This is a genomic window from Campylobacter coli (genome assembly GCA_039516895.1).
In the GTDB taxonomy this organism is placed as follows: Bacteria; Campylobacterota; Campylobacteria; order Campylobacterales; family Campylobacteraceae; genus Campylobacter_D; species Campylobacter_D coli_B.
In genome coordinates this window covers 1394031-1417963 of sequence record CP154437.1, presented here as the reverse complement: position 1 = coordinate 1417963, position 23933 = coordinate 1394031, and the positions used below count along the sequence as shown (strand labels likewise).

General features: G+C 31.1%; 25 protein-coding genes. 17 read left to right on the top strand and 8 right to left on the bottom strand.

The genetic code is table 11. The annotated features are described in order from the left end of the window. Positions 1–32: 32 nt before the first annotated feature. The 6 genes from pyk to AAID94_07105 all read right to left on the bottom strand — a co-directional run bounded on the left by pyk (position 33) and on the right by AAID94_07105 (position 5473). A complete protein-coding gene (gene pyk, locus AAID94_07130; GenBank protein XAK23601.1) occupies positions 33–1475 on the bottom strand; it encodes a pyruvate kinase in 1443 nt (480 codons plus the stop codon). Positions 1476–1526: 51 nt separating this feature from the next. Beyond that, positions 1527–2873 carry an FAD-dependent oxidoreductase gene (locus AAID94_07125; GenBank protein XAK23600.1) on the bottom strand — a complete coding sequence of 449 codons (1347 nt, stop codon included), beginning with the start codon at positions 2871–2873 and terminating at the stop codon, positions 1527–1529. 126 nt (positions 2874–2999) lie between these two features. Next, complete coding sequence (locus tag AAID94_07120; GenBank protein ID XAK23599.1) at positions 3000–3629, bottom strand: type III pantothenate kinase; 630 nt, start codon at positions 3627–3629, stop codon at positions 3000–3002. Beyond that, positions 3616–3903 carry a tram-like protein gene (locus AAID94_07115; protein ID XAK23598.1) on the bottom strand — a complete coding sequence of 96 codons (288 nt, stop codon included), beginning with the start codon at positions 3901–3903 and terminating at the stop codon, positions 3616–3618. Before AAID94_07115 ends, AAID94_07120 begins: the two co-directional genes overlap by 14 nt. Beyond that, positions 3900–4898: a hypothetical protein gene (locus AAID94_07110; GenBank protein XAK23597.1), complete on the bottom strand. Its 999-nt coding sequence runs from the start codon at positions 4896–4898 to the stop codon at positions 3900–3902. The genes AAID94_07115 and AAID94_07110 overlap by 4 nt, the downstream gene beginning before the upstream one ends. Continuing rightward, on the bottom strand, positions 4895–5473 hold the full coding sequence (locus AAID94_07105) for a hypothetical protein (GenBank protein ID XAK23596.1): 579 nt from the start codon (positions 5471–5473) through the stop codon (positions 4895–4897). Before AAID94_07105 ends, AAID94_07110 begins: the two co-directional genes overlap by 4 nt. Before the next feature lie 132 nt (positions 5474–5605). On the opposite strand from AAID94_07105, the gene gatC reads away from it, so the two are divergent. From gatC to AAID94_07065, 8 genes are all read left to right on the top strand, one after another. Continuing rightward, complete coding sequence (gene gatC / locus AAID94_07100; GenBank protein XAK23595.1) at positions 5606–5893, top strand: Asp-tRNA(Asn)/Glu-tRNA(Gln) amidotransferase subunit GatC; 288 nt, start codon at positions 5606–5608, stop codon at positions 5891–5893. Positions 5894–5972: 79 nt separating this feature from the next. Beyond that, positions 5973–6533, top strand: a complete 561-nt coding sequence (locus AAID94_07095) for a CvpA family protein (protein ID XAK23594.1) — start codon at positions 5973–5975, stop codon at positions 6531–6533. A 3-nt stretch (positions 6534–6536) separates the two neighbouring features. Then, a complete protein-coding gene (locus tag AAID94_07090; protein ID XAK23593.1) occupies positions 6537–7007 on the top strand; it encodes a Fur family transcriptional regulator in 471 nt (156 codons plus the stop codon). Then, entirely contained in the window at positions 7007–8515 is a 1509-nt protein-coding gene (lysS, locus tag AAID94_07085) for a lysine--tRNA ligase (GenBank protein ID XAK23592.1), read from the top strand. The genes AAID94_07090 and lysS overlap by 1 nt, the downstream gene beginning before the upstream one ends. Then, on the top strand, positions 8512–9756 hold the full coding sequence (locus AAID94_07080) for a serine hydroxymethyltransferase (protein ID XAK23591.1): 1245 nt from the start codon (positions 8512–8514) through the stop codon (positions 9754–9756). The genes lysS and AAID94_07080 overlap by 4 nt, the downstream gene beginning before the upstream one ends. Then, positions 9753–10298: a DUF1882 domain-containing protein gene (locus AAID94_07075; GenBank protein ID XAK23590.1), complete on the top strand. Its 546-nt coding sequence runs from the start codon at positions 9753–9755 to the stop codon at positions 10296–10298. Before AAID94_07080 ends, AAID94_07075 begins: the two co-directional genes overlap by 4 nt. A gap of 12 nt (positions 10299–10310) precedes the next feature. Continuing rightward, on the top strand, positions 10311–11156 hold the full coding sequence (locus AAID94_07070) for an SPOR domain-containing protein (GenBank protein XAK23589.1): 846 nt from the start codon (positions 10311–10313) through the stop codon (positions 11154–11156). Continuing rightward, on the top strand, positions 11153–11944 hold the full coding sequence (locus tag AAID94_07065) for a shikimate dehydrogenase (protein XAK23588.1): 792 nt from the start codon (positions 11153–11155) through the stop codon (positions 11942–11944). The genes AAID94_07070 and AAID94_07065 overlap by 4 nt, the downstream gene beginning before the upstream one ends. Positions 11945–12019: 75 nt before the next feature. Here the strand turns inward: AAID94_07065 and AAID94_07060 are convergent, their stop codons facing one another. Further along, positions 12020–12925, bottom strand: a complete 906-nt coding sequence (locus AAID94_07060) for a hypothetical protein (protein ID XAK23587.1) — start codon at positions 12923–12925, stop codon at positions 12020–12022. Between the two features lie 90 nt (positions 12926–13015). Between AAID94_07060 and lgt the strand changes: the two genes are divergently transcribed. From lgt to AAID94_07025, 7 genes are all read left to right on the top strand, one after another. Further along, on the top strand, positions 13016–13831 hold the full coding sequence (lgt, locus tag AAID94_07055; GenBank protein ID XAK23586.1) for a prolipoprotein diacylglyceryl transferase: 816 nt from the start codon (positions 13016–13018) through the stop codon (positions 13829–13831). A 67-nt stretch (positions 13832–13898) separates the two neighbouring features. After that, positions 13899–14684 carry a fumarate reductase cytochrome b subunit gene (locus tag AAID94_07050; protein ID XAK23585.1) on the top strand — a complete coding sequence of 262 codons (786 nt, stop codon included), beginning with the start codon at positions 13899–13901 and terminating at the stop codon, positions 14682–14684. Beyond that, positions 14668–16659, top strand: a complete 1992-nt coding sequence (locus AAID94_07045) for a fumarate reductase flavoprotein subunit (protein ID XAK23584.1) — start codon at positions 14668–14670, stop codon at positions 16657–16659. Before AAID94_07050 ends, AAID94_07045 begins: the two co-directional genes overlap by 17 nt. Next, on the top strand, positions 16652–17377 hold the full coding sequence (locus tag AAID94_07040) for a fumarate reductase iron-sulfur subunit (GenBank protein XAK23583.1): 726 nt from the start codon (positions 16652–16654) through the stop codon (positions 17375–17377). The genes AAID94_07045 and AAID94_07040 overlap by 8 nt, the downstream gene beginning before the upstream one ends. 27 nt (positions 17378–17404) lie before the next feature. Next, complete coding sequence (locus tag AAID94_07035) at positions 17405–19591, top strand: dynamin family protein (protein XAK23582.1); 2187 nt, start codon at positions 17405–17407, stop codon at positions 19589–19591. Continuing rightward, positions 19581–21413, top strand: coding sequence for a dynamin family protein (locus AAID94_07030; protein XAK23581.1), 1833 nt, complete (start codon positions 19581–19583; stop codon positions 21411–21413). The genes AAID94_07035 and AAID94_07030 overlap by 11 nt, the downstream gene beginning before the upstream one ends. Next, the gene (locus AAID94_07025) at positions 21410–22114 is read left to right on the top strand and encodes a tetratricopeptide repeat protein (GenBank protein XAK23580.1); all 705 of its coding nucleotides are present in this window, start codon (positions 21410–21412) and stop codon (positions 22112–22114) included. The genes AAID94_07030 and AAID94_07025 overlap by 4 nt, the downstream gene beginning before the upstream one ends. A gap of 22 nt (positions 22115–22136) precedes the next feature. Here the strand turns inward: AAID94_07025 and AAID94_07020 are convergent, their stop codons facing one another. After that, the gene (locus tag AAID94_07020; protein ID XAK23579.1) at positions 22137–22814 is read right to left on the bottom strand and encodes a putative metalloprotease CJM1_0395 family protein; all 678 of its coding nucleotides are present in this window, start codon (positions 22812–22814) and stop codon (positions 22137–22139) included. 108 nt (positions 22815–22922) lie between these two features. Between AAID94_07020 and AAID94_07015 the strand changes: the two genes are divergently transcribed. After that, positions 22923–23285: an HIT family protein gene (locus AAID94_07015; GenBank protein ID XAK23578.1), complete on the top strand. Its 363-nt coding sequence runs from the start codon at positions 22923–22925 to the stop codon at positions 23283–23285. A gap of 75 nt (positions 23286–23360) precedes the next feature. Then, on the top strand, positions 23361–23933 hold the full coding sequence (locus tag AAID94_07010; GenBank protein XAK23577.1) for a YceI family protein: 573 nt from the start codon (positions 23361–23363) through the stop codon (positions 23931–23933).

Below are 23933 nucleotides of genomic sequence, written 5' to 3'. Positions count from 1 at the left end.
ATCAGATTGAAATAGGCTTAAAAATTTTAAGCCTATTTAAGATAGTAAGCAATTTGTTCTTTTGCAAGTATGCGTATAAGATTACTTGTGCCTTCTACTCCGGTTGGAAAACCTGCAGTGAGTAAATAGCATTTATCTTTATCCATAAAACCTTTTTCAACGCTAGATTTTACAGAATCTCTAAGCAAATCTGTTAAATCTTCACTTTTATTAACTAAAATAGCAGGATTAACACCCCAAACTATGCTTAAAGAATTTAATGTTTTTTCAGAATGAGCTACTGCTATAATTTCCATATTTGGACGATATCTTGCAATTTTAATAGCAGATTTTCCACTACTAGTCAAGGAAAAAATAGCATCAGCATTAAGATCTGTCGCAAGATGTGCGGAAGAACGCATGATTTTATCTGTATTGTCAAGATTTACAAATTCGTTAAATTTGTTATAAGGATAGCGTTTTTCAGTTTCTATGATAGTTTGACACATGATATCAACTGCATTTGCTGGATCTATACCTACTGCACTTTCTTCGCTAAGCATTACAGCATCTGTCCCATCTAAAACAGCATTAGCAACATCTGAAATTTCAGCTCTTGTAGCCGTTTTGCTTTTTGCAAGAGAAAAAAGCATTTGTGTAGCTGTGATAACAGGTTTTGAAGCATTATTGGCTTTGTGGATGATTGCTTTTTGTATATTAGGTACTTTATAATAAGGAACTTCTATACCAAGATCTCCACGTGCGACCATTATACCATCGCTAGATGCTATGATTTCATCTATATTTTCTACCGCATCAAATTTTTCTATTTTTGCAAATATAGAGATTTTAGCATTATTTTGAGCTAAAATTTCACGAACTTCATCAATATCATGAGCATTTTGAACAAAAGAAATAGCTAAGAAATCTACTCCATTTTCTATACCCCAAAGCAAATCTTTTTTGTCCTTTTGTGTGATGACATCGATATTGATTTTTGTATTTGGAAAATTAATACCCTTATTTGAATTTAAAAAACCATCATTTTCTATAAGGGTCTCAATTTTTTCATTATCCTTGGCAGTGACTTTTGCTTTGATTGAACCATCATAGAGATAGATGTATTCATCTAGTTTTAGCATATTTAAAATTTCGCTTTGATTAATGCTAAGTTTATAATGATTTGGAGTGATTTGTTCGCCTATAATTTTTTCATAATAAAAATCAAGTTTATCACCTTTTTTAAGTTCAAAAGGAGTTTTCAGCTCTCCTGTGCGAATTTTTGGCCCACTTATATCTTGCAAAATTCCCACACGAGTATTAAGCTCTCTTGAAACTTTGCGTATGGTTTCAAGATTGTTTTTATGATATTCATGTGTTCCATGAGAGAAGTTTAAACGAAAAACATTTACGCCATTGATTATCATCTGGCGCAAAACATCTTCTTTTTCGCTTGCTGGTCCAACTGTAGCCACAATTTTAGTTTTTTTTAGCATACTGTTCTCCTTTTTTTGTTTAATTATAATCAAACTTTGGAAACAAAAAGACTACAATAGTTCTGAAGCAAATTTATCCTCGTCAAATTTAGCCCCTAAATATTCACACATAAGCTTGGCATCTCTTTCAGCATTACCTAAACAGCTTGTTGCTCCAGGACTTGGGGTCATATTGAAAATAATTCCAGGAGTTTCGGTGATACTTGCTTCGCCTAGCATTAATTCCCCTTTGGTTTTATCAATTACTTGAGGACGGACTCCTCCAAAGCCCTTTGCATAATAAATATCGCTTGTTTTTAAACTAGGGACTATTTTTTTAGCATCTTTTACAAATAAACCTTTATCGATAAAAGGTAATTCAAAAAGATAGTTATAAAGTATATAGTTTCTAATCGTTGGATCTTTAAACATACTAAAAGTAACTTTTAAAACGGTTTTATCAAGTTTTAAAGCTTCAAAAAACTCAGGAACGGATTTTAAACCGTGATAGCGTTCAAGTTTTGGAATAACTAGTGCAGTAGGACCAAAACGAGTATTCATATCTGCAAGCAAATCAGGATCTCCATGAAGAGCTGCAAAAGGTAATTTTGGATTTTGCACCATATAGACTTTACCATTGAGTAATTTTTGTTTGGTTAAATAAAAGCTTCCTGCTACAGGCCAACAAGATTTATCCATACCCAAATTCATTTTATGTGCTAGATATAAAGAATGCGCACCAGCATTTACAACTACAGCTTTAGAACGGTATTCTTGATAAGTATTTGTTTTTAAGATAAAAATATCGTCTTTTTTTTCTATGTGAACAATTTCTTGATTGAAAGCTACAAAGGTGTTTTTACCTTGTTTTTGTCCTTGTTCAATTAAACTTGCACTCATTTTCCCAAAATCTACTGTGGTAAAAACTTCTCCAGCTTCAACCCCCATGGCACAGATATTTTCAGGTCTATCATCTATACCATTTTCTCCAAGAGCTACTTTAGGTTCGATTTGTTTAATTTTTTCTTTATCAAAAAATTTCATATAAGGATAAAGTTCGCCAAATTCTTCATGGCGTTTTTTCATGTACTCACATTCTGTATCGCCAACGGCCAAGGCCATTTTTTGATGAGAAAACATAAATTGATTCTGCGCATTTTGCAAAAGCCCATATTTTACTATCATATCAGCAGTTCTTTTAACTTTTTTAGCTTTTTCTAGAGTGTAGTTTGTTTCGATATCTCCACAATGAATAGTTTGAGAATTGCTTGTTCCTTTAGAATTTAATGTTGCAGGAGCATGATATTTTTCTATCAAAGCAATATTTTTAATATCAGTGTATCTTGCAAGCTCATAAAACAAAGCTGCTCCAGAAATTCCTGCTCCGATGACAATTACATCGAATTCTTGTTGAGTCATTTTTTTTCCTTTTTTTGCTTCTAGCAAAGTTAATTTTTCTAAATAAAAGTGTAATCCAATTTATTTTATAAAAAGTTAAAATTGATTGAAGAATATGCAAAATGAGAATTTTTGTAACATTGTAAATTAAAAAAGTAGATTTGGATTTTCTTGTATAATCTTCTTCATTCCTCTAAAAATGAGAAGTTTATCGTAAATAGCATAATCAAAATAATTTGCTAAAAATTGCCCATCTCCACCCGTAAAATAAAGTTTTTTATTTTGTGCAGCATCTTTGATAAGCAAATAAATACTTTTAAACACCCCATAACTTAAGGCATCGCTTGTTTTTTGCGGGAAAGCATCAAGACTGATTTGAGTATTGAATTCATGTTTTAATCTAGGGGAAATATGAGCATAAATTTTTCTATAATTAGCAATACCTGGCAAGATGAATCCTCCCAAGTGTATGGAATTTGATACTATATCTACCGTAATTGCACTACCAGCATCTACTACAACCCCATCTTCTATAGTGTAACAAGCTGCAATGCGATCTACACCCAAACCCTGATAAATAGTATCAAATACAAAATAGGGTTCAAGATTTATAAAGTTTTTACGTGCTTTTAAATGCTCTTTGATGTGTTCATTAACATTGATATAAAAAATTTTTTGTTCACTTTTAAATTCTAAAAATTGTTCTATGCTAAGGGTAAAAAATTTATTATCGTCTAAAAAACTAGCATTGGAATTGCCAATATCACAAAATAACATGAATACGAAATCCTTTTTCTTCAAGGTAATGTTTTGCTTTTGAGCATAGTGGGCTTTTGGTAAAAAAATATTTGTATTTTAGATTAAAACTATTTGCTAAGTTATCTACAAATACAGCATCTTTATTAATAAATCTTGCTTTTCCTGTATATATTAAAAGTAAATTTTCATCATTTAAAGCACAAAGATAAGTTTTCTTTTTTGTTAAATTTGTTAAATCAAAAGGTTTTAAATCTAGTTTTAAAACCTTCATTGCTTCATTTAAAATATTCATAATAAATCTAAAATTTTATTTCCATAATAAAACTTTCCATTACCCATAAAAGATGTTTTTTCAACTGCGTTTGGAAGTTCAAAGATTTGAATATTTTCAAAATTTAGATCACATTTGATTAAATAGCCTGTTTTTTCAAAAGTGTAAAGATGATCATTGTGTATGCTAACTTTTGTAAATATAGCAAAATCAAATTTTTTCTCAGTGATTTTCCTTAGATTATAATCTGTTTTTATGATATTGCCATTTTTTTCTAATATAAATATTGCATTATTATCAAATGCAATATCCTTAATATCAGCGTCTAAATAAAGAGTTCTAGCAGGGCTTACTACTATAACTTTTTTAGCTGTTGCAGCTATCATTTTATCATCACTTATCCCAAGGTGAATGACATTATTAAAAAAACTTTCCGCTGAAATCACTACATCTTTGACAACTTCAAAAGTATTTTTTGACACAATTATAATTTTTCCATCTAGAGTTGGATAGATAATAATATTGTCTAAAAAGATAGGATTTGCAACGCGACTATCTTGTGCTGGTGCGGGTGTTAAGTTTTGGTTAAATTTTATACCCAAAGAGCGATTGGCTAAAACGATGCTATTATTTGCTAAGATTAGTGCTAAATCATCTCCATGTAAGGCTATGCCAAGAACTGCAGCATCAAATTTGTAAGAATAAACTTCATCGTGAGAGCTATTATAAATCTTTAAATTTCCATTATCGTCCGCTTCGATAAATTCACCTTCTTGATATGCTAAAAGCATATAACCTTTATCTAGTTTAAAATCTTCAATTATTATATCATTTTTTAAAATTACTTGATTGTTTTTGAGTTTTGCTGAAATTGTATTCCAGTCTATAATGCTAGCTTTTAAGCTATCGTTAGAACTTAGTTTTCCATCAGTTTGTGAAGGTTCAAAGTATTGTCTTTTTGTTCCGCAAGCGCAAAGAAAAATAAGGCAAAATGAGATTAAAACAAACTGCCTCATTGGGAAATACCTTGATAATGTTTAAGATTTTTAGCAATTTGACTTAGAGCTGAGTCATCTTTAACTTGAGAAAGTAAAATATTAGCTTGTTCGATTTTTCCTTCTCCTAAAAGTCTATAAGCTTGTAAAATTTTATCGTAATTTTTTAAAAATATGGATTTTTCCCCCAAAGAAAGAGAAGCAATATTTTTAAGCAAATGATTTGTATCAGAATGAGTACTTAGGGTTTGTAGTTGGCTTTTAATCTCAGTATTATTAATATCTTTTGCTAATTCTTTCATTAAAAAAATTGCATAAAGGTTGGTATTTTTATTTTTAAGTTGTTCAAGAAGTACTTTATCGTTTGGGTTCTTTAATAAATTTGTATAAATTTTATTACTTTCTTCAACATTATATTGATCAATTTTTCCACTTATAAAGCTTATGGCAAACCATACAATTAAAATTGCTATAAGTGCAAATATATATAATTTATACTTTCTTATAAATCTTTCACCTTTGATAAAATTTTCAATGAATTGTTCTTCGGTATTGATTTCTGCTTTTACAGCTTTTAAATTATCTTTTAATCCCAAAATTTATTCCTTGTAATTTTTAATTTTAAAAAACTGCAGTATTGTATCATATAAATTACAAAATATCCTAAACAATTTAAAGCTTTTTATGATATAATTTTAAAAATTGACTTTATTTTAGTAAGGTTTAGGATGCAAATAGATGAAAAATTGCTTAGCAAACTTGAAAAACTAAGTGCTTTGCAAATTGAAGAAGAAAAAAGAAGCGAAGTGATTCGCGAACTTAGCGAGATTGTGAATTTTGTCGAGAAGTTAAATGAATTGGATTTAAGCTCTTCAGAAGTTACAATCAGCACTATTAAGGGTGGAACACCTTTTAGAAGTGATAGTGTCAATAGTAGCAGTGTGGTAGAAACGGTTTTAAATCATGCTCCAAAAAGCAATGATCATTTTTTCATTGTTCCTAAAATCATTGAGTGATTAATCTAGTGTTTGGTTCTTGTTTGTATAATTTGTAATTTTAAGTGATTTTTAAATGCTTGGTAAGGTGAATTAAAATATGGAATTTTACTGGTTTGATGCTTTTATTTTAGGTTTTACGCTACTTTTGGGTCTTAAGGGTATTGTAAATGGTTTGATTAAAGAAGTATTTGGCTTACTCGGGATCATTGGTGGTGTTTTTATTGCTTCAAAATACGCTTCGCAAGCTGCAGAATTTATTCAAAATACTTTCTATAAAATAGAAAATCAAAGCTTGGCTGAGTTTGCAGGATTTCTAGCGACTTTAATTATTGTTTGGATAATTTGTCTTATACTCGGCAATTTTCTTTCCAAATTAGTTAAATTAAGCGGTTTGGGATTTTTAGATCGCTTGGGAGGATTTATTTTTGGAGGTGCAAAGGTGTTTTTAATTTTTGCAATTTTAGTTTTTTGCGTAGCACGCATCGATTTTTTAAATGATAAATTAAATCAATTTGCCCAAAATAGCTTCACCTTAACTCCTCTTAAAAATATAGGGTCATTTATAATGAATCAGCCTCTAGCGGCAAATGGCTTGGGTCAAATTGATCAAAATTTGCAAGATATTAGAGACGATTTAAGTACTACTCAAGGAGAATAAATTATGTTGATTGAGAATGTAGAATACGATGTATTATTAGAAAGATTTAAGAAAATTTTACGACAAGGCGGTCTTAAATATACCAAACAAAGAGAAATTTTACTTAAAACCTTGTATCATAGTGATACACACTATACTCCTGAAAGTTTATATATGGAGATTAAACAAGCAGAACCGGATTTAAATGTAGGTATTGCTACGGTTTATAGAACTTTAAATTTGCTTGAAGAAGCAGAGATGGTTACTTCTATATCGTTTGGTTCGGCTGGAAAAAAATACGAGCTTGCAAACAAACCACATCATGATCATATGATTTGTAAAAATTGTGGAAAAATTATAGAATTTGAAAATCCTATCATTGAAAGACAGCAAGCCTTGATTGCTAAAGAGCATGGATTCAAACTTACTGGCCACTTAATGCAACTTTATGGTGTATGTAACAATTGTAATCAAAAAGCTAAGGTAAAAATTTAATGTTTGACAATATTTTAGAACAACAAAGAATTCAAAAGGCTAACGAGTTTAAAAACGTAGGAGTAAATCCTTATCCCCATTTTTTAGTTAAAGAACTTTCTTTAGCAGATTTTAAAAAGAAATTTAGCTATATTTTTGATACTGAAAATAAACGTGATGAAAGTATTTCTTCGGTCGTTTCTGGACGCTTAAAGCTTCTTAGGATAGCTGGAAAATCTATATTTGCCAATATAGAAGATGAGAGTGAAAATTTGCAAATTTATTTTAGCAAAGATTCTTTAGGCGAGGAAAAATTTAATTTATTTAAAAAAAATCTTGAAGTAGGTGATATTATCCTTGCAAAAGGCTTCCCTTTTGTTACCAAAACGGGAGAATTTAGCTTGCATGCAAGTGAAATCACTTTAGCAACTAAATCAATAGTGCCATTGCCTGAAAAATACCACGGACTTACGGATGTAGAGCAAAGATATCGTAAGCGTTATGTAGATATGATTATGAATGCAGAGGTTAGAAAGGATTTTTTGATTCGCTCTAAGGTTGTAAGTTTGATTCGTCACTTTTTCGAAGAAAAAGGCTTTTTAGAGGTTGAAACTCCTATGATGCACCCAATTGCAGGTGGTGCAAATGCTAAACCTTTCGTAACTTTTCATAATTCTTTAGGAGTTGAGAGATTTTTAAGAATTGCACCCGAACTTTATTTAAAAAGACTTGTAGTAGGTGGCTTTGAAGCGGTTTTTGAAATCAATCGTTGTTTTAGAAATGAAGGTATGGATCTTACCCATAATCCTGAATTTACTACAATTGAATTTTATTGGGCTTATCATAATTATAAAGATTTAATGGATCTTACCGAAGAACTTTTTGCCTTGCTTTTAGAAAAATTGCAATTGGGAAAAATCATAGAATTTGATGGACAAAAAATCGATTTTTCTAAACCTTTTGAGAGAATTACTTATAAAGATGCGCTTAAAAAATATGGTGCTTTGAGTGATGAGATTATTGAAAATAAAGATAAGATTTTAGAGAAATTAAAAAAAGATGGCTTTGAAGCAAATGATAAGCTTGATTTAGGACATTTACAAGCTGAGCTTTTTGATAATTATGTAGAAAGTAAGCTTATTGACCCTACTTTTATCACAGATTTTCCAATATCCATTAGCCCACTTTCTCGTCGTAGTGACAAAAATTCCGAGATAGCAGAACGCTTTGAGCTTTTTGTGTGTGGTAGAGAACTGGCTAATGGTTTTAATGAATTAAATGATCCTTTGGATCAATATGAAAGATTTTTAAAGCAAATTGAGGCTAAGAACGCAGGTGATGAAGAAGCTTGCGAAATGGATGAAGATTTTGTAAATGCTTTAGGATATGGTATGCCACCAACAGCAGGACAAGGTATAGGGATAGATAGATTGGTAATGCTTTTAACAAATAAAAAATCTATTCGAGATGTGATATTGTTTCCAGCTATGAGGCCATTAAAAACAGAATTAAAGGAGGATAAAGAATGAGTTTAGAGCAGTTTGATAAAGAAATTTTTGATTTAACTAACCAAGAGTTAGTGCGTCAATGTGAAGGTCTTGAAATGATAGCAAGTGAGAATTTCACTTTGCCTGAAGTAATGGAAGTAATGGGAAGCGTTTTAACTAACAAATATGCAGAAGGTTATCCAGCTAAGAGATATTATGGAGGCTGTGAATTTGTAGATGAAATCGAAAATTTAGCTATAGAAAGATGTAAAAAACTTTTTAATTGTAGTTTTGCAAATGTGCAACCTAATTCAGGCTCTCAAGCTAATCAAGGCGTTTATGCTGCACTTTTAAATCCAGGTGATAAAATTTTAGGAATGGATCTAAGTCATGGCGGACATTTAACACATGGTGCAAAGGTAAGTTCATCAGGAAAAATGTATGAGAGCTTTTTTTATGGTGTAGAACTTGATGGAAGAATAAACTATGAAAAAGTTAGAGAAATTGCTCATATTGTAAAACCAAAGCTTATTGTATGCGGTGCGAGTGCTTATGCTCGTATTATTGATTTTTCAAAATTTAGAGAGATTGCGGATGAAGTTGGAGCTTATCTTTTCGCAGATATTGCACATATTGCTGGGCTTGTTGTAGCAGGCGAGCACCCAAGTCCATTTCCTCACGCTCATGTAGTAAGTTCTACAACCCATAAAACCTTACGTGGTCCAAGAGGTGGTATCATCATGACTAATGATGAGGAGCTTGCTAAAAAAATAAATTCAGCTATTTTTCCAGGTATCCAAGGTGGACCATTGATGCATGTTATCGCTGCTAAAGCTGTAGGATTTAAATTTAATCTTAGCGAAGAATGGAAAATTTATGCCAAGCAAGTAAGAAGCAATGCACAAGCTTTAGCTAAGGTTTTAATGGATAGAAAGTATAAACTCGTAAGCGATGGAACAGATAATCATCTTGTATTAATGAGCTTTTTGGAGCGCGAGTTCAGTGGAAAAGATGCTGATTTGGCTTTGGGTAATGCAGGAATTACGGCGAATAAAAATACTGTGCCTGGTGAAACTAGAAGTCCATTTGTAACAAGTGGATTAAGGTTAGGAACACCTGCTCTTACAGCTAGAGGTTTTAAAGAAAACGAAATTCAAATAGTTGCCAACTATATAGCTGATATTTTAGATGATATTCAAAACACTCATTTGCAAAAAGAAATCAAGGAAAAACTCAAAACTCTTGCAAGTAATTTTATAATCTATGAAAAGGCAATGTTTTGATTTCACCTATGGACCTGTCGCTGATTAAAATAATTAGCGATCATTACTATATACGACGCGATAAGATTATGAAAAAAATAACACATCGAGGTCGTTTATTTTTTGATAAATTTGAAAGGATTGACGCTCCTTTAAATTTAAACATAATGAGAGAACATGCAGCAAAGAAAATTGTTGTTGCCCATGATTTGATCACCAAAGACAATAAGGTAGAAAATATTGTTTTTGATTATAATGGTTTTAATGCTGAAAGATTTTACCATCGTGCGCAGCTTATTTTGCGTGAAGAAGGTTTTATAAATTTTACAGCTTACAAAACGAAGACTCCAGGTCATTTACATCTTTATATTCACAAAGGTCATACTGCATTAAATGAAGGTTATTCTTTAGCGTCTAAACTTTCAATGATGTTTGCAAGTAAAATGCCAGTTGAATGGAAGGTGTTTCCAAGTATGGATATTCCTAGAGAGTTTAATATATTAATATTGCCCTACGAAGTCTATCAAAAAGAACGAGGCAGTTCTTGGTCTAAACATATGTAAGAAAGGAATATTATGGAAAATAATAAGAATGAATTTGATGACATTATTTTGGAAAAAAGTAATAAAAGTGAAAAAATGAAAAAAATTCTCTTACGCGTTATTGCTTTGGTAATTTTATTTCTAGTGATTATGATAGTGATGAAACTTATTAATAGTGGCGAAGAAAATGCTGAAAATCAAAGCATTTTACCAAGTGAACCCTTGAATATAACGCAAGATAATAATGCTGATTCTTTTGAGAGTATGCCTATCACTGAGAATACTTCAGCTGAAGATCAATTTGAAGCCTTAAGAAGACAGATTCAAGGAGAGCAAAATGATAATTCTTCAGTATCGACTTCTAATTCTAATGCAAATGATAATATCAATTTAACTGTACCTGATCAAGAAGTGCCTGCTGAACCAAATACGATAAATTCTGAAAAAGCAGCACCTTTAAATACTACAGCTCCTAAGCAAGAAGCAAAACAGGAAAGTAAGCCAAAAGAAGAAGTAAAACAGACTGTTACAAAAAAGGAGCCTGCAAAGCAAGCACCAAAACAAGAAACTAAGCAAGAATCAAAAACAAATGCTAATGATTTGTTTAAAAATGTAGATGCTAAACCTGTTCATCCAAATGGCTTGGCTTCTGGAATTTATGTTCAAATATTTTCAGTAAGTAATTTAGATCAAAAGTCAAGAGAGTTAGCAGCTGTAAAGCAAAAAGGCTATGAATATAAGCTTTATAAAACTACAGTAGGCGGAAAAGAAATCACTAAGGTTTTAATAGGGCCTTTTGAAAAAGCAAATGTTGCAACGGAGTTAGCTAAAATTAGAAAAGAAGTAGCTAAAGACGCTTTTTCCTTCACTCTAAAATGAAATTTTTAGCTGTTATTGGTGATCCTATCTCGCATTCTAAATCACCTAGAATTCATAACAATGCCATTCAAGTTCTTAAACTTGATGGTATTTACACACGCTATCATCTACAAGATTATCATCAATTAAGACAAGATTTTTTTAAGTTAAAGCTTCAAGGTGCAAATATTACTTTGCCATTTAAGGAAGTAGCTTTGGAAATAGCTGATGTCAAGGATGAGTTTGCTCGTAATATCGGCTCTGCAAATACTTTGTGTTTAAGAGATGGAAAAATTTATGCTTACAATACAGATGCCTTAGGTTTTTTAGAAGCCATTAAAGAATTTGAAGGTATTAACAAAGCTTTGATTTTAGGAGCTGGAGGGACTGCGCTCGCTCTAGCATTTGCTTTAAAACAAAAGGGTGTAGAGGTTTGTGTGGTAAATCGTAGTGAAAAAAGATTTAAGGATTTTACTCTATATAAAACTAGTCTTTATGATGCTTTAGATGATTTTGATTTTGATTTAGTGATCAATTCAACTTCAGCAGGCCTAAAAGATGATGATTTGCCTTGTGATAAAATACTTTTAGATAAAATTTTAAGTAGAGCAAAATTTGCCTTTGATGTTATTTATGGCAAAGAGACTTCTTTTTTAAAATTGAGTAAAGAGCATAACTTAAAAACAAAAGATGGATTTGATATGCTCTTATGGCAAGCAGTTTTTGCCTTTGAACTTTTTTTTGATGTTAAAGATAAAAGAGAAAAGATTAAAAATGCCATGCAAGAAGCTCTAAAGCTAGAGTCTTAACTTTTCTTAAAATAATAAAATATTAAGAGAAATTAGAACGCTATTGCCAAGTGGCAATAGCTAGAATTTAAGAAATTATTCAAAAATGATAACCCCATCTTGATTTTTGTTTGTGTTATTTTCATATTGTATATTTGAATTTGAAGATGTTTGCTCTTGAAAAGAAATATCTTGTGAATTGTTATCTAAATTTTGTTCTTGAGGTAAATTTTCTTCAAAGATTGTGTTGGTATCAAAATGATTAAAGCCGCCAGAATCAGTATTGCTATTTGGTACAGTTTTTCCTATATCTGTGGCTTTTGACAGGTTGTTATAGAGCGTATTTAAAGTATTTTTATAAAAATGTAAAAAGCTTTTATCTATTTCAAAAGCCGGTTTTTCTAAACCTTTATTAAGTTGTGTGGGTACTGTTGAAATAGTAGTTTTAAACATATTTATTCCATCTTTGGTTTTAATAGGATAATTTAAATCTACCAAAGAGTCAAGTTTGGTATGACTTGTTAGATTGGTTGAATTTTGAGGGTTATGCTGGTCAATAAAATCAATTTTTCCTTGAAATTTAATTCCTAGATTGGATTTAATAGATTCTCCACTCATGAAATTATTTGATTTTTGTATATTTTTTTCTTCTATAAGAATGCTTACTAAACTTTTCAGGGTATAGTCAGGATTTGAAGTTACTATTTTATAGCCTTTAAGCTGTGCTATGGTTTTAAATTGTTCTTCCAAATTTTCCTTTAAAAGAGCCACTTCTTTGTCGATGCGAATTTTAAGTACAGAGTTTTCAAAATAATCTGAATAATTATTATTTTGTTCTATATTTATAGGTTCTAGCATGATTGAAACCCCAGAATCTATAGGCTCCACTTTGGTAGGGGTTTGAGGCTTGAAATTGGGCATTGAAACATGCACAAAATTATTGCTAGCACCACTGCAAGCAGCTAAAAATAAAGCAATAACAAATAAGAAATATTTTTTCATTTTTTAACCTTTAAGATAAGAAATTATGTTTAATTATAGCAAGTTAAAGTTTTTTTGCTATATTTTTATAAAATAAATAATGGAAAAAGTATGGAATTTTGGCAAAATATTTATTCAAATTTTGATGTTGTAGCTTTTAGTGTTTTAGGGTTTAAAGTACATTGGTATGGAATTATGTATGTTTTGGCTTTACTTTTAGCCTTGCTTTTAGCTAAATTTTTTGTAAGAAAATTCAAGTTAGATATCAATGAAAAACGCCTAGATAGCTATTTCATTTGGGTGGAAATTGGCGTGATTTTAGGAGCAAGACTTGGATATATTTTAATTTATGATGCACATACTATGTATTATATTACTCATCCTTGGCAAATTTTTAATCCTTATGCAAATGGTGAATTTGTAGGCATTCGTGGTATGAGTTATCATGGAGCAATTATAGGATTTTTAATAGCCACTTTTTTATTTTGCAAAAAATATAAAGAAAATCCTTGGAAATTTCTTGATTTGGTAGCTTTGAGCGTGCCTTTAGCTTATGTTTTTGGTCGCATAGGAAATTTTTTAAACCAAGAGCTTTTTGGACGCATTACTAATGTACCTTGGGGTATTTATGTGGAGGGAGTTTTAAGGCATCCATCACAACTTTATGAAGCCTTTTTAGAGGGAGTTGTGGTTTTTATCGTTATTTATCTGGTAAAAATGAAACAAAAATTTCAAGGTGAACTTATTCTTGTTTATGCTTGTGTTTATTCTTTGGCGCGCTTTGTGTGTGAATTTTATCGTGAACCAGATTTTGGTTTGGGCTTTATTTTTTGGGGTATGAGCATGGGACAAATTTTGAGTTTGCTTATGTTTGTAGCAGCCTTGTTATTTTATATTTGCATAAAGTTTAAAAAAGTAAATATTTAATGTGTATTAAAGGCTATTGTACTATAATGAAGAGATTTTTTAAATTTCTTTCTATAAAGGAGTGAAGATGAGTGAGCTTATCGAAGGGTATTTGGGTAAGAGCATTGATGGCAAAAAAAGTAAAATGCCTGCAAAGTTAGATTTTATCCAAAGTGCTTCTGGGCTTTTTCTAGGTCTTTTCATGTGGGTACATATGGTTTTTGTATCTACTATCTTGGTGAGTAAGGATTTTTTTAATTCCGTTGTCCATTTTTTGGAATTAAAATTCATTTATAACGATCCAATGATGAGTTATATTACCTCATTTTTAGCCGCCTGTGTTTTGGTGGTATTTTTTGTGCATGCTTTATTGGCTATGAGAAAATTTCCTATTAATTTTCGCCAATACCAAATTCTTAGAACTCATGCTAAAAAAATGAATCATGGTGATACTTCATTATGGCTTGTTCAAGCATTTACAGGTTTTGTAATGTTTTTCTTAGGTTCTGCACACTTGATTTTTGTTATCACAAATGGAGATAAAATTTCTGCTGATATGTCAGGTGATAGGGTGATCAATCATTTTATGTGGCTTTTTTATATCGCACTTTTAATCTGTGTGGAATTGCATGGTAGTATAGGGCTTTATAGACTTTGTGTAAAATGGGGCTGGTTTGAAGCAAAAGATGTTAAAGATATTCGCAAGAGTCGTAAAAAACTCAAGATGGCAAAATGGATAATCAGTATTTTCTTCTTGGTTTTAGGAGTTTTAAGTCTTGCAGCATTTGCTAAAATTGGATTTGAAAATTATCAAAATCAAACAACTGCAATGGTAAAAACTTATAATGGAGCAAATTATGAATATTCAATATAGTGATGCTTTAGTAATAGGCGGAGGTTTAGCAGGCCTTAGAGCTGCAATAGAGGTGGCAAAAAGTGGTCAAAGTGTAACACTTTTAAGTATTTGTCCAGTAAAGCGTTCGCACTCTGCTGCGGTGCAAGGAGGTATGCAGGCTTCTTTAGGAAATGGTGCTAAAGGTGAAGGCGATAATGAAGATCTACACTTTGCAGATACAGTAAAAGGAAGCGACTGGGGTTGCGATCAAGAAGTGGCAAGAATGTTTGCACAAACCGCTCCAAAAGCTGTTCGCGAACTTGCTTCTTGGGGGGTTCCTTGGACTAGGGTAACTAAAGGGCCAAGAACGGTTGTTATTAATGCACAAAAAACTGTAATCGAAGAAAGAGAAGAGGCTCATGGACTCATCAACGCTCGTGACTTTGGTGGAACTAAAAAATGGAGAACTTGCTATATAGCTGATGCTACAGGCCACTGTATGCTATATGGCGTAGCTAATGAAGCTATCAAACATCAAGTAAAAATCATCGACAGAATGGAAGCGGTTAGAGTTATCCATGATGGCAAAAAATGCTTGGGCGTAATTGCAAGAGATTTAACTAATGGACAATTGATTGCTTATATTGCAAGAGGAACAATGATAGCAACGGGTGGTTATGGTAGAATTTATAAGCAAACTACAAACGCAGTTATCTGTGAAGGAACAGGTGCAGCTATAGCTCTTGAAACAGGACTTTGTAGACTTTCAAATATGGAAGCTGTACAATTTCACCCAACGCCTATTGTTCCAAGTGGAATTTTGCTTACTGAAGGATGTCGTGGAGATGGTGGAATCTTACGCGATGTGGATGGATATCGTTTCATGCCTGATTATGAGCCAGAGAAAAAAGAACTTGCAAGCCGTGATGTGGTAAGTCGTAGAATGATGGAACATATTAGAAAAGGTAAGGGTGTAAAAAGTCCTTATGGTGATCATTTATGGCTTGATATTTCCATACTTGGTCGTGCACATGTAGAAAAAAATCTTCGTGATGTGCAAGATATTTGTAAAACTTTCAATGGCATCGATCCTGCTGATGAAGGTCCAAAAGGTTGGGCTCCGGTTTTACCTATGCAGCATTATTCTATGGGCGGCATTAGAACAAAACCTACAGGTGAGAGTCAATGGTTAGATGGTCTTTTTGCTTGCGGTGAAGCAGCTTGTTGGGATATGCACGGATTTAACCGCTTAGGAGGAAATAGCTGTGCTGAAACTGTTGTTGCGGGTATGATTATAGGGGATTATTTTGCAGATTATTGTAAAAATAATGGAGAAGTTATTGATACAAATGTAGTAAAAGACTTTTTAACAAAAGAATATCAATATTTAAAATCTTTGGTAGACAAAGAAGGTAAATATTCTGTTTTTGAAATTAAAAATAGAATGAAAGAAATCATGTGGGATAAAGTAGCAATCTTTAGAACAGGTGAAGGCTTAAAAGAAGCTGTTGATGAGCTTGAAAAACTTTATAAAGAATCTCAAAATGTAAAAGTGCATTGCAAAGAACTTGACTGCGCAAACCCTGAGCTAGAAGAAGCTTATAGAGTTCCAAGAATGCTTAAAGTCGCACTTTGCGTAGCTTATGGGGCGTTATTAAGAACCGAAAGTCGCGGGGCGCACTATAGAGAGGATTATCCAAAAAGAGATGATTTAAATTGGATGAAGAGAACTCTAACTTATTGGGTAGAAGGTGAAAGCTTGCCTCGTGTTGAATACGATGAACTTGATATTATGAAAATGGAAATGCCACCTGCATTCCGTGGGTATGGTGCTAAGGGAAATATCATAGAAAATCCTTTAAGTGAAAAGCGTCAAGCTGAAGTTGATGCAATCCGCGAAAAAATGGAAGCTGAAGGTAAAAATCGTCACGAAATTCAGCATGCTTTAATGCCTTATGAATTACAACCAAAATATAAAGCGCTAAATCAAAGAATAGGAGTGGATTATGAGTAGAAAATTAACGATAAAGGCGTTTAAATATAATCCTTTAAGCAAAATTTCAAAGCCTCATTTTGTAACTTATGAGCTTGAAGAAACTCCTTTTATGACAGTTTTTGTATGCTTGACTTTAATCCGCGAAAAAATGGATGCGGATTTGAGTTTTGACTTTGTTTGTCGTGCAGGAATTTGCGGATCTTGTGCAATGATGATTAATGGTGTACCAAAGCTTGCTTGTAAGACTCTAACAAAAGATTATCCTGATGGAGTTATTGAGCTTATGCCTATGCCTGCATTTAGACATATTAAGGATTTGAGTGTCAATACAGGCGAGTGGTTTGAAGATATGTGTAAGCGCGTTGAAAGCTGGGTGCATAATGAAAAAGAAACCGACATTTCAAAAATTGAAGAACGCATAGAGCCTGAAGTAGCAGATGAAACTTTTGAACTTGATCGTTGTATCGAGTGTGGAATTTGTGTAGCTTCGTGTGCAACTAAACTTATGCGTCCGAATTTTATCGCAGCAACAGGGCTTTTAAGAACAGCTAGATATTTACAAGATCCGCATGATCATAGAACAGTGGAAGATTTCTATGAGTTAGTGGGTGATGATGATGGTGTTTTTGGATGTATGTCTTTATTAGCTTGTGAGGATAATTGTCCTAAAAATTTACCTTTACAAAGTAAAATTGCTTATATGAGAAGACAACTTGTTGCTCAAAGAAATAAATAATATTTTCCCCTTAAAAAGGGGAAAATTATGAAAGAATTACTCCAAAAACTCTGGCAAAATGAACTCCAGCTTTTAGATTTTAATGCAAGCTTTAAAGATAAAAATATTCTTGATGTTGCCGAACTTGCTATAATATTAAGTGTTAACAAAGACAATTATGAAAGATATTTTCTCTTAAAAGAATTTGGCAATATTTGTAAAAAAATTGATTTAAGAGTAGATATTTTTAGTATTCAAAAAGCTCAAATTTGTGTTTTAAATATGTTTAGAGAAGGTTTTATACCTAAACAAGATTTGTTAAAAGCCTTGCGAATTTTGCAAAAAATTTCAAACAATACTGAAATTTTAGAATATATACAAAATATTCAAGTTCAAAGCGTTGATAAAAAAGCTTTGTTTCAAAGTGGTTTTAATGAGCTTAATCATATCAATATAGAGCTTAGCAAATTGAGTTTTGATGAAAATAGTAAAATAAGACTTCAAAAAACTTTGGAAAAATTTCAAAAATTAGAATTCAATATAGCTATAACAGGGGTTATGAATTCGGGAAAATCAAGTTTACTCAATGCACTTTTAAAAGAGGATTTTTTAGGCGTTTCTAATATCCCTGAAACCGCAAATTTGACTTTACTAAGTTATGGCAATACCCAAGAAGCTGTGATTTATTTTTGGGATACTCAAGAATGGGATAATATATTAAAAAGTTCCAAATTTAGCAAGGAATTAAAAGAATTTATCGATGAGCTTGCTTTAAAAGTAGATATAAAAGAATATGTTCAAGATAAAGCTTTAACGCAAAAAATTAATTTAAATGAACTCAAGGATTTTAGTTCTGCTAAAAACCAAATTTCTGCTCTTATTAAAAAGATAGAAATCAAAAGTAATTTGGAATTTTTAAAAAACAATATCTCTATAGTGGATACTCCAGGGCTTGATGATATAGTCGTGCAAAGAGAAATTCTAACTAATGAGTATCTTAAAGAAAGCGATTTTTTAATCCATCTTATGAATGCTTCTCAAGCTTTAACACAAAAGGATGCTGAATTTTTAATCCATTGTTTATTGAATTCTCGGCTTAGCAAATTTTTAATTGTCCTTACCAAGGCAGATTTGTTAAGCCAAAAAGATTTAGATGAAGTGATAAATTATACCAAGGAAAGTCTTAAGGCTAGACTTGAAAATTTTGACACGCATTTGATAGAAAAGATAGATTTTTTATGTGTAAGTGCAAAAATGGCAAGTGATTTTTACAAGGGTTTATCTTCTGAAGAAAGCTTTAAGAAAAGCGGTATGAAAGAATTTGAGGAATACCTTTTTAATGAGCTTTATTCTGGAGAAAAAAGTAAAATTATTTTACAAGCCTATAAAAAAGAATTGCTTTTAGAGCTTAAAAATATTTTAAATGAATATGAAATGCAAAATAAGCTTATAAAAGAAGATGGACAAGGTTTAAGCGAAGAAAATAATAAACTTTTATCAGAATTTAAAGCCAAAGAAGAAGCGCTTAGGGAAGCAAAGGAAGAGATTTCAAATTCTATTTTAAATCTTGAGAATTTTGAAAATGGGGTGGATAATCTTGTTTTATTATTGGCTAAAAAACTCAAAGAGCGTTTGATTGATGAAATTAAATATTTAAAAGATAAAGCTCAAAAAATTAATATTAATCGTATCTTAAATATGATAGATATCACGGTTAAAGATGGTATTAATGATATTTTAAGAGAGGTTAAATTTGAAAATATTAAAAAAATAGAAGAATTAAAAACAAGTTTGGCTTTAAAATATGATTTCTTAAAAGATGATTTTGACAATGGATTTGAAGGCTTTAAAGACGAAATTTCTAAAAAGATAGAAAATATTTTTAGCGATGAAAAATTTGCATTGTTAAGACTGCAAATCGAGCAAATTATCTCTACCAAAGTCGATTTGTTCGAGCTTGAAACAAGACTAACAGAAGTGATTTTTAGCACTTTTGAAAGCTTTAATATAGGTGCTATATTAAAGGATTTGGATATCAATGGCGCCTTTTTTGCTTTCTTGAATGAAAGAATGGCAAATTATGAAGTGTTACAAAAAGAAAAGCTAGCGAGTATTGAACATTTGATCAATAATCTTAAAAATCAAAATGCTGACATTTTATTTTCTTATGAGGAAAATTTGGAAAAAATTGCAAAATTACAACAGCTTGAAGTGGAGCTTATGAATGCAAATTAATATTTTAAATCATTTTATAAAGGCTTATGAAGATGCCTATAATATAGATTTTGATAAAAGTTTTGAAGGGCAAATTAAAATGCTATGTAAAAAACTAAACGAGCCTTTCATGCACCCAAGCTATAATCTTACTCAAGAGCTTGAAGAATTGAGTTTTTCTTTAGAAAAAAATATTAATATTGCTATCATAGGTCAATTTTCAAGTGGAAAATCCACCCTTTTAAATTTAATCCTAAAAAAAGAATGCTTACCTACAGGAGTGGTGCCTGTTACTTTTAAACCTACTTTTTTGCGTTATGCGGATGAATATTTTTTAAGAGTTGAATTTCAAGATGGAAGTGATGAAATCACTCATATAGAGGAGTTGGCAAAATATACAGATCAAAGAAATAACATAAAAGAAACAAAAAGTTTGCATATTTTTGCACCCATACCTTTGCTTAAAAAAATTACCCTAGTGGATACTCCAGGACTGAATGCTAACGAAGATGATACTTTAACCACTCTAAAGGAGCTTCAAAATATCCATGCGGCGATTTGGTTAAGCTTGATTGATAATGCAGGAAAAAAGAGCGAAGAAGACGCTATAAAGGCGAACTTAGAGCTTTTGGGCGAAAACAGCATTTGTGTTTTAAATCAAAAAGATAAGCTTAGTACTCAAGAATTAGAAAATGTATTAAGTTATGCCAAAACAGTTTTTTCTAAATATTTTAAAGAATTGATTGCCATTTCTTGCAAGGAAGCAAAAGACGAAACAAAATATAAAGAATCTAATTTTAATCTTTTATTAGATTTTTTAGATAGCTTAGATGAGAAAGCTTTAAAACAAAAATTTACAAAGAGAAAAATGCTTCATTTGTGTCAAGTTTTAGAAGATGAAAATAGGCTTTTTGTGGATATTTTTGACAAACTTGTGAATCAATTTCAAATTTATCAAGAGAAATTAAATTCTTCTTTTGATGATTTTATAAAAGAAGTTCAAATTTTAAATCATCAAATTTTAAATAAGCTTAAAAGTATTGGTGAAAGAATTGCAAGTGAAATTTTTAATTGTATTAAAGAAAAAGAGGCTCATTTTTACAAAGAAGCTAAGGGGTTTTTGAAAAAGGATTTATATGTAAAATACGATTATAAAGCTCCTTTTATCTCGAGTGATGATGCTTTTTTGGCAATGTTTTATAACAGCGATATAATGAATAAAGAATTTAAAAAAATCAAAAATGAAATTTATGAATCGTTTGAAAAAATAAAACAAAAATTGAAAGATTTTATAGACAATTTAGAAAAAGATATATTACTTTTTAAAGCCGAATTTTCAAATATACAAAAAGATCATATCTTGCAAAGTGATAAAAATTTTAGTGAACTTAGGGCTTTTTGCAATGCAAGTGATGAGTACTTTTTAAAAGACTTTAAAGAGCTTTTATTTAAAAGTATTTTGGAGTTGGATTTATTTTTTGAAAAACTAAATCTCAAAGCTTTTGCAAATTATGAAAATGCTACAAAATTAAGCTTGGCATTTTTTAGTAGAAAAATCAACGAAAGTCGAGTTCTTTATGAGTTGGATAGCTCCGAATTTACTCTTTTTTATCCTAAGAAGAGTGAAATTTATGAGAGAGTTTTAACCGAACTCAATGTCTATGAATTTGAAGCTTTGCTTATCAATAAGCCGATTTTAGTAAAAATATCTAATCATTTTTTAGAACAAAATAAAAATATAATTGAAGAAAAAAATAAAATCTTAGCTTTAAAAAAAGCAGAATTGCAAAAACGCAAGGAGCAAATTTCAGAAGTAAGAAGTGTATTGAAGGAAAATTTATGAGGATATTTTTCATTTTATCTTTATTTTTTCACACTCTTTTTGCTGTGGACGATTTAGATAATGCTTTAAGGCTTTATGAGGGAAATAAATTTGTAAAAGCATATGAAATTTTTGAAAGACTTTGCGAAAAAGATAATGCTAAAGCTTGTTTTTCTTTAGCTTATATGAATGAAAATGCTCAAGGGGTTGCAAGAGATTTTAACAAAGCGTATAAATTTTATGATAAGTCTTGCAAACTTGGTTTAGCTAAAGCTTGTTCTAATATGGCCTTAACCTTACAAGATCGAGGTTATGTTAATGAATCTCTTTTAGCATTTAACAAGGCTTGTAATTTAGGCGATTCTTCAAGTTGTAACCATATGGGTTTGGTTTATGAAGATGAAAAAGATGGTCAAATGGCTACACATTTTTATAAAAGATCTTGCGATTTAAAAGATGCTAGAGCTTGTTATAAATTAGGCTTTTTGTACGAAAGAGGAGAGCTTGTAAGGCAAAATCTTAAATCGGCTTTAGCTTTTTATTCTAAATCTTGTACTTTAGGTTTTGGGGAGGCTTGTTATTTGATCGGACGTTATTATGAGCTTGAGAAAAAAGATTTGAAAAAGGCTAAGAGATATTTGGGCATGGCTTGTGACAAAAAACACCAAGAAGCTTGTGCTGCTTACAGAAAGCTAAATTCTCAAGATATAGAAATTTATTAAAATATCATCAAAAATATATTATTTAAGAAACTAAACTAAAATTGATTTGATTATTTTGTGAATTTTGTTGATAGATTGTACCAATGAAATTTCGAAAGTCTTTATTTGTTTTTGCTTTTTCGGAGCTATCTTTAGAATCTTGATTATTTGTATCAAGATTTTCTTGTTTTTCTTCGTTTTCTTCTTTTTTCTCTTGTGCTTCTTGTGCTTTAAGTTTTGTTGCTTCAGCTCTTGCTTCAAATTCCATTTTTAAAGCATTTGCAGCGACTCTGTAATCTTGCGGACTAGGATCGGCAGGTGCCATGGCCGCTGCAACAACTTGACGCGCATTGGCTATGGTTTCTTCAGGTGTTCTTCCTTTTTGCATTCTTATAGGAACTTCACCTGCTGTGGCATACATTTGATTATCAGGTCCTCTTGTGTAACTAAAACTTGCAGCCCCTGCCAAACCACCTCCAGCAGCTTGATGCGCTGCTTCGTGAGCTTTTACATTTCTATCTATGCTTTGAAGTTCACGCACTTGTTGTACTTGTTGCATAGTAAGTTCAACTCCGTTTATCATTTGAGTTTGTTCGTTATTTTGCTTTGGGTCTTTATTTTGCGAGTTTGTGTTTTCTGTATTTTCTTGTGCGGTATTATTTTTTTGTGTATTGTCAAAAGAAGAGCTGCTAATATAATTGTAATTTAAATTAATTTGCATTTTTCCTCCTTTGCTTTTTTGTATATTTTAGAAATATTAACGCATTTTGACTTAAAAATTTGATAAATTTTGTAAAATAACAATCAATACAATTTTAAAGGAAGATTAATGATTTATGAAAATAAATGGATTTATATAGAAAAAGAAGAATCTCAAGTACCATGGATTAAAATTTTTACCAAGCAAATCTATAAAGAATTTAGTAATTGTCCCTATGAACTTCAAAAAGAAATTTTTGATAAAATTTTGCGTTGCGAAAAGGCTATGATAGAATTTTACAAACCTGAAAAAATCAATATTGCTTCTTTTGCAAACTATGTTCCAAGAGTGCATTTTCATGTAATGGCAAGATTTAAAGAGGATGCTTTTTTTCCAGAATGTATGTGGGGCAAGCAGCAAAGAGAATTAAGGGATTTAAATTTACCTAGTTTTGATGAATTTGTGATTTTTCTTAAAAATAAAATGGACTAAAATTATCATTAATGGTTGATTGTTTTTTGTTTAATAGAATTCTTCTTACATAAAAAATACAAAAAAAGGAAAAAAATGAAAAAAATTTTATTAAGTTCCCTTGTTGCAGCTTCTTTGCTAAGTGCAGGTTTATTTGCTAAAGAATTTACTTTAGATAAAACTCACACTGATGTAGGTTTTAAAATCAAACATTTACAAATCAGCAATGTAAAAGGAAATTTTCAAGATTATGATGCGGTAATCGATTTTGATCCTGCAAGTTTTGAATTTAAAAAACTTGAAGCAACAGTTAAAGTAGCATCTGTAAATACAGACAACCAAACAAGAGATAATCACTTACAACAAGATGATTTTTTCAAAGCAAAACAATTCCCTAATATGACTTTTGTAATGAAAAAATACGAAAAAATCGACAATGAAAAAGGTAAAATGACAGGAACTTTAACCATAGCAGGTGTTTCTAAAGAGGTGGTTTTGGATACTGAAATCGGCGGTACAGCTAAAGGCAAAGATGGTAGAGAAAAAGTAGGTTTTTCTTTAAATGGCAAAATCAAACGTTCTGATTTTAACTTTGCGCCAGATACTTCAACTATTACTTTAGGTGATGATGTTCATCTTAATATCGAAGTTGAAGCTAACGAAAAATAA

What these genes read in the sequence shown, in the direction of transcription:
- pyk (XAK23601.1), bottom strand. Translation starts at nt 1,475, where the DNA reads ATGCTAAAAAAAACTAAAATTGTGGCTACAGTTGGACCAGCAAGCGAA.
- AAID94_07125 (XAK23600.1), bottom strand. Translation starts at nt 2,873, where the DNA reads ATGACTCAACAAGAATTCGATGTAATTGTCATCGGAGCAGGAATTTCT.
- AAID94_07120 (XAK23599.1), bottom strand. Translation starts at nt 3,629, where the DNA reads ATGTTATTTTGTGATATTGGCAATTCCAATGCTAGTTTTTTAGACGAT.
- AAID94_07115 (XAK23598.1), bottom strand. Translation starts at nt 3,903, where the DNA reads ATGAATATTTTAAATGAAGCAATGAAGGTTTTAAAACTAGATTTAAAA.
- AAID94_07110 (XAK23597.1), bottom strand. Translation starts at nt 4,898, where the DNA reads ATGAGGCAGTTTGTTTTAATCTCATTTTGCCTTATTTTTCTTTGCGCT.
- gatC (XAK23595.1), top strand. Translation starts at nt 5,606, where the DNA reads ATGCAAATAGATGAAAAATTGCTTAGCAAACTTGAAAAACTAAGTGCT.
- AAID94_07095 (XAK23594.1), top strand. Translation starts at nt 5,973, where the DNA reads ATGGAATTTTACTGGTTTGATGCTTTTATTTTAGGTTTTACGCTACTT.
- AAID94_07090 (XAK23593.1), top strand. Translation starts at nt 6,537, where the DNA reads ATGTTGATTGAGAATGTAGAATACGATGTATTATTAGAAAGATTTAAG.
- lysS (XAK23592.1), top strand. Translation starts at nt 7,007, where the DNA reads ATGTTTGACAATATTTTAGAACAACAAAGAATTCAAAAGGCTAACGAG.
- AAID94_07080 (XAK23591.1), top strand. Translation starts at nt 8,512, where the DNA reads ATGAGTTTAGAGCAGTTTGATAAAGAAATTTTTGATTTAACTAACCAA.
- AAID94_07070 (XAK23589.1), top strand. Translation starts at nt 10,311, where the DNA reads ATGGAAAATAATAAGAATGAATTTGATGACATTATTTTGGAAAAAAGT.
- AAID94_07065 (XAK23588.1), top strand. Translation starts at nt 11,153, where the DNA reads ATGAAATTTTTAGCTGTTATTGGTGATCCTATCTCGCATTCTAAATCA.
- AAID94_07060 (XAK23587.1), bottom strand. Translation starts at nt 12,925, where the DNA reads ATGAAAAAATATTTCTTATTTGTTATTGCTTTATTTTTAGCTGCTTGC.
- lgt (XAK23586.1), top strand. Translation starts at nt 13,016, where the DNA reads ATGGAATTTTGGCAAAATATTTATTCAAATTTTGATGTTGTAGCTTTT.
- AAID94_07050 (XAK23585.1), top strand. Translation starts at nt 13,899, where the DNA reads ATGAGTGAGCTTATCGAAGGGTATTTGGGTAAGAGCATTGATGGCAAA.
- AAID94_07045 (XAK23584.1), top strand. Translation starts at nt 14,668, where the DNA reads ATGAATATTCAATATAGTGATGCTTTAGTAATAGGCGGAGGTTTAGCA.
- AAID94_07040 (XAK23583.1), top strand. Translation starts at nt 16,652, where the DNA reads ATGAGTAGAAAATTAACGATAAAGGCGTTTAAATATAATCCTTTAAGC.
- AAID94_07035 (XAK23582.1), top strand. Translation starts at nt 17,405, where the DNA reads ATGAAAGAATTACTCCAAAAACTCTGGCAAAATGAACTCCAGCTTTTA.
- AAID94_07030 (XAK23581.1), top strand. Translation starts at nt 19,581, where the DNA reads ATGCAAATTAATATTTTAAATCATTTTATAAAGGCTTATGAAGATGCC.
- AAID94_07025 (XAK23580.1), top strand. Translation starts at nt 21,410, where the DNA reads ATGAGGATATTTTTCATTTTATCTTTATTTTTTCACACTCTTTTTGCT.
- AAID94_07020 (XAK23579.1), bottom strand. Translation starts at nt 22,814, where the DNA reads ATGCAAATTAATTTAAATTACAATTATATTAGCAGCTCTTCTTTTGAC.
- AAID94_07015 (XAK23578.1), top strand. Translation starts at nt 22,923, where the DNA reads ATGATTTATGAAAATAAATGGATTTATATAGAAAAAGAAGAATCTCAA.
- AAID94_07010 (XAK23577.1), top strand. Translation starts at nt 23,361, where the DNA reads ATGAAAAAAATTTTATTAAGTTCCCTTGTTGCAGCTTCTTTGCTAAGT.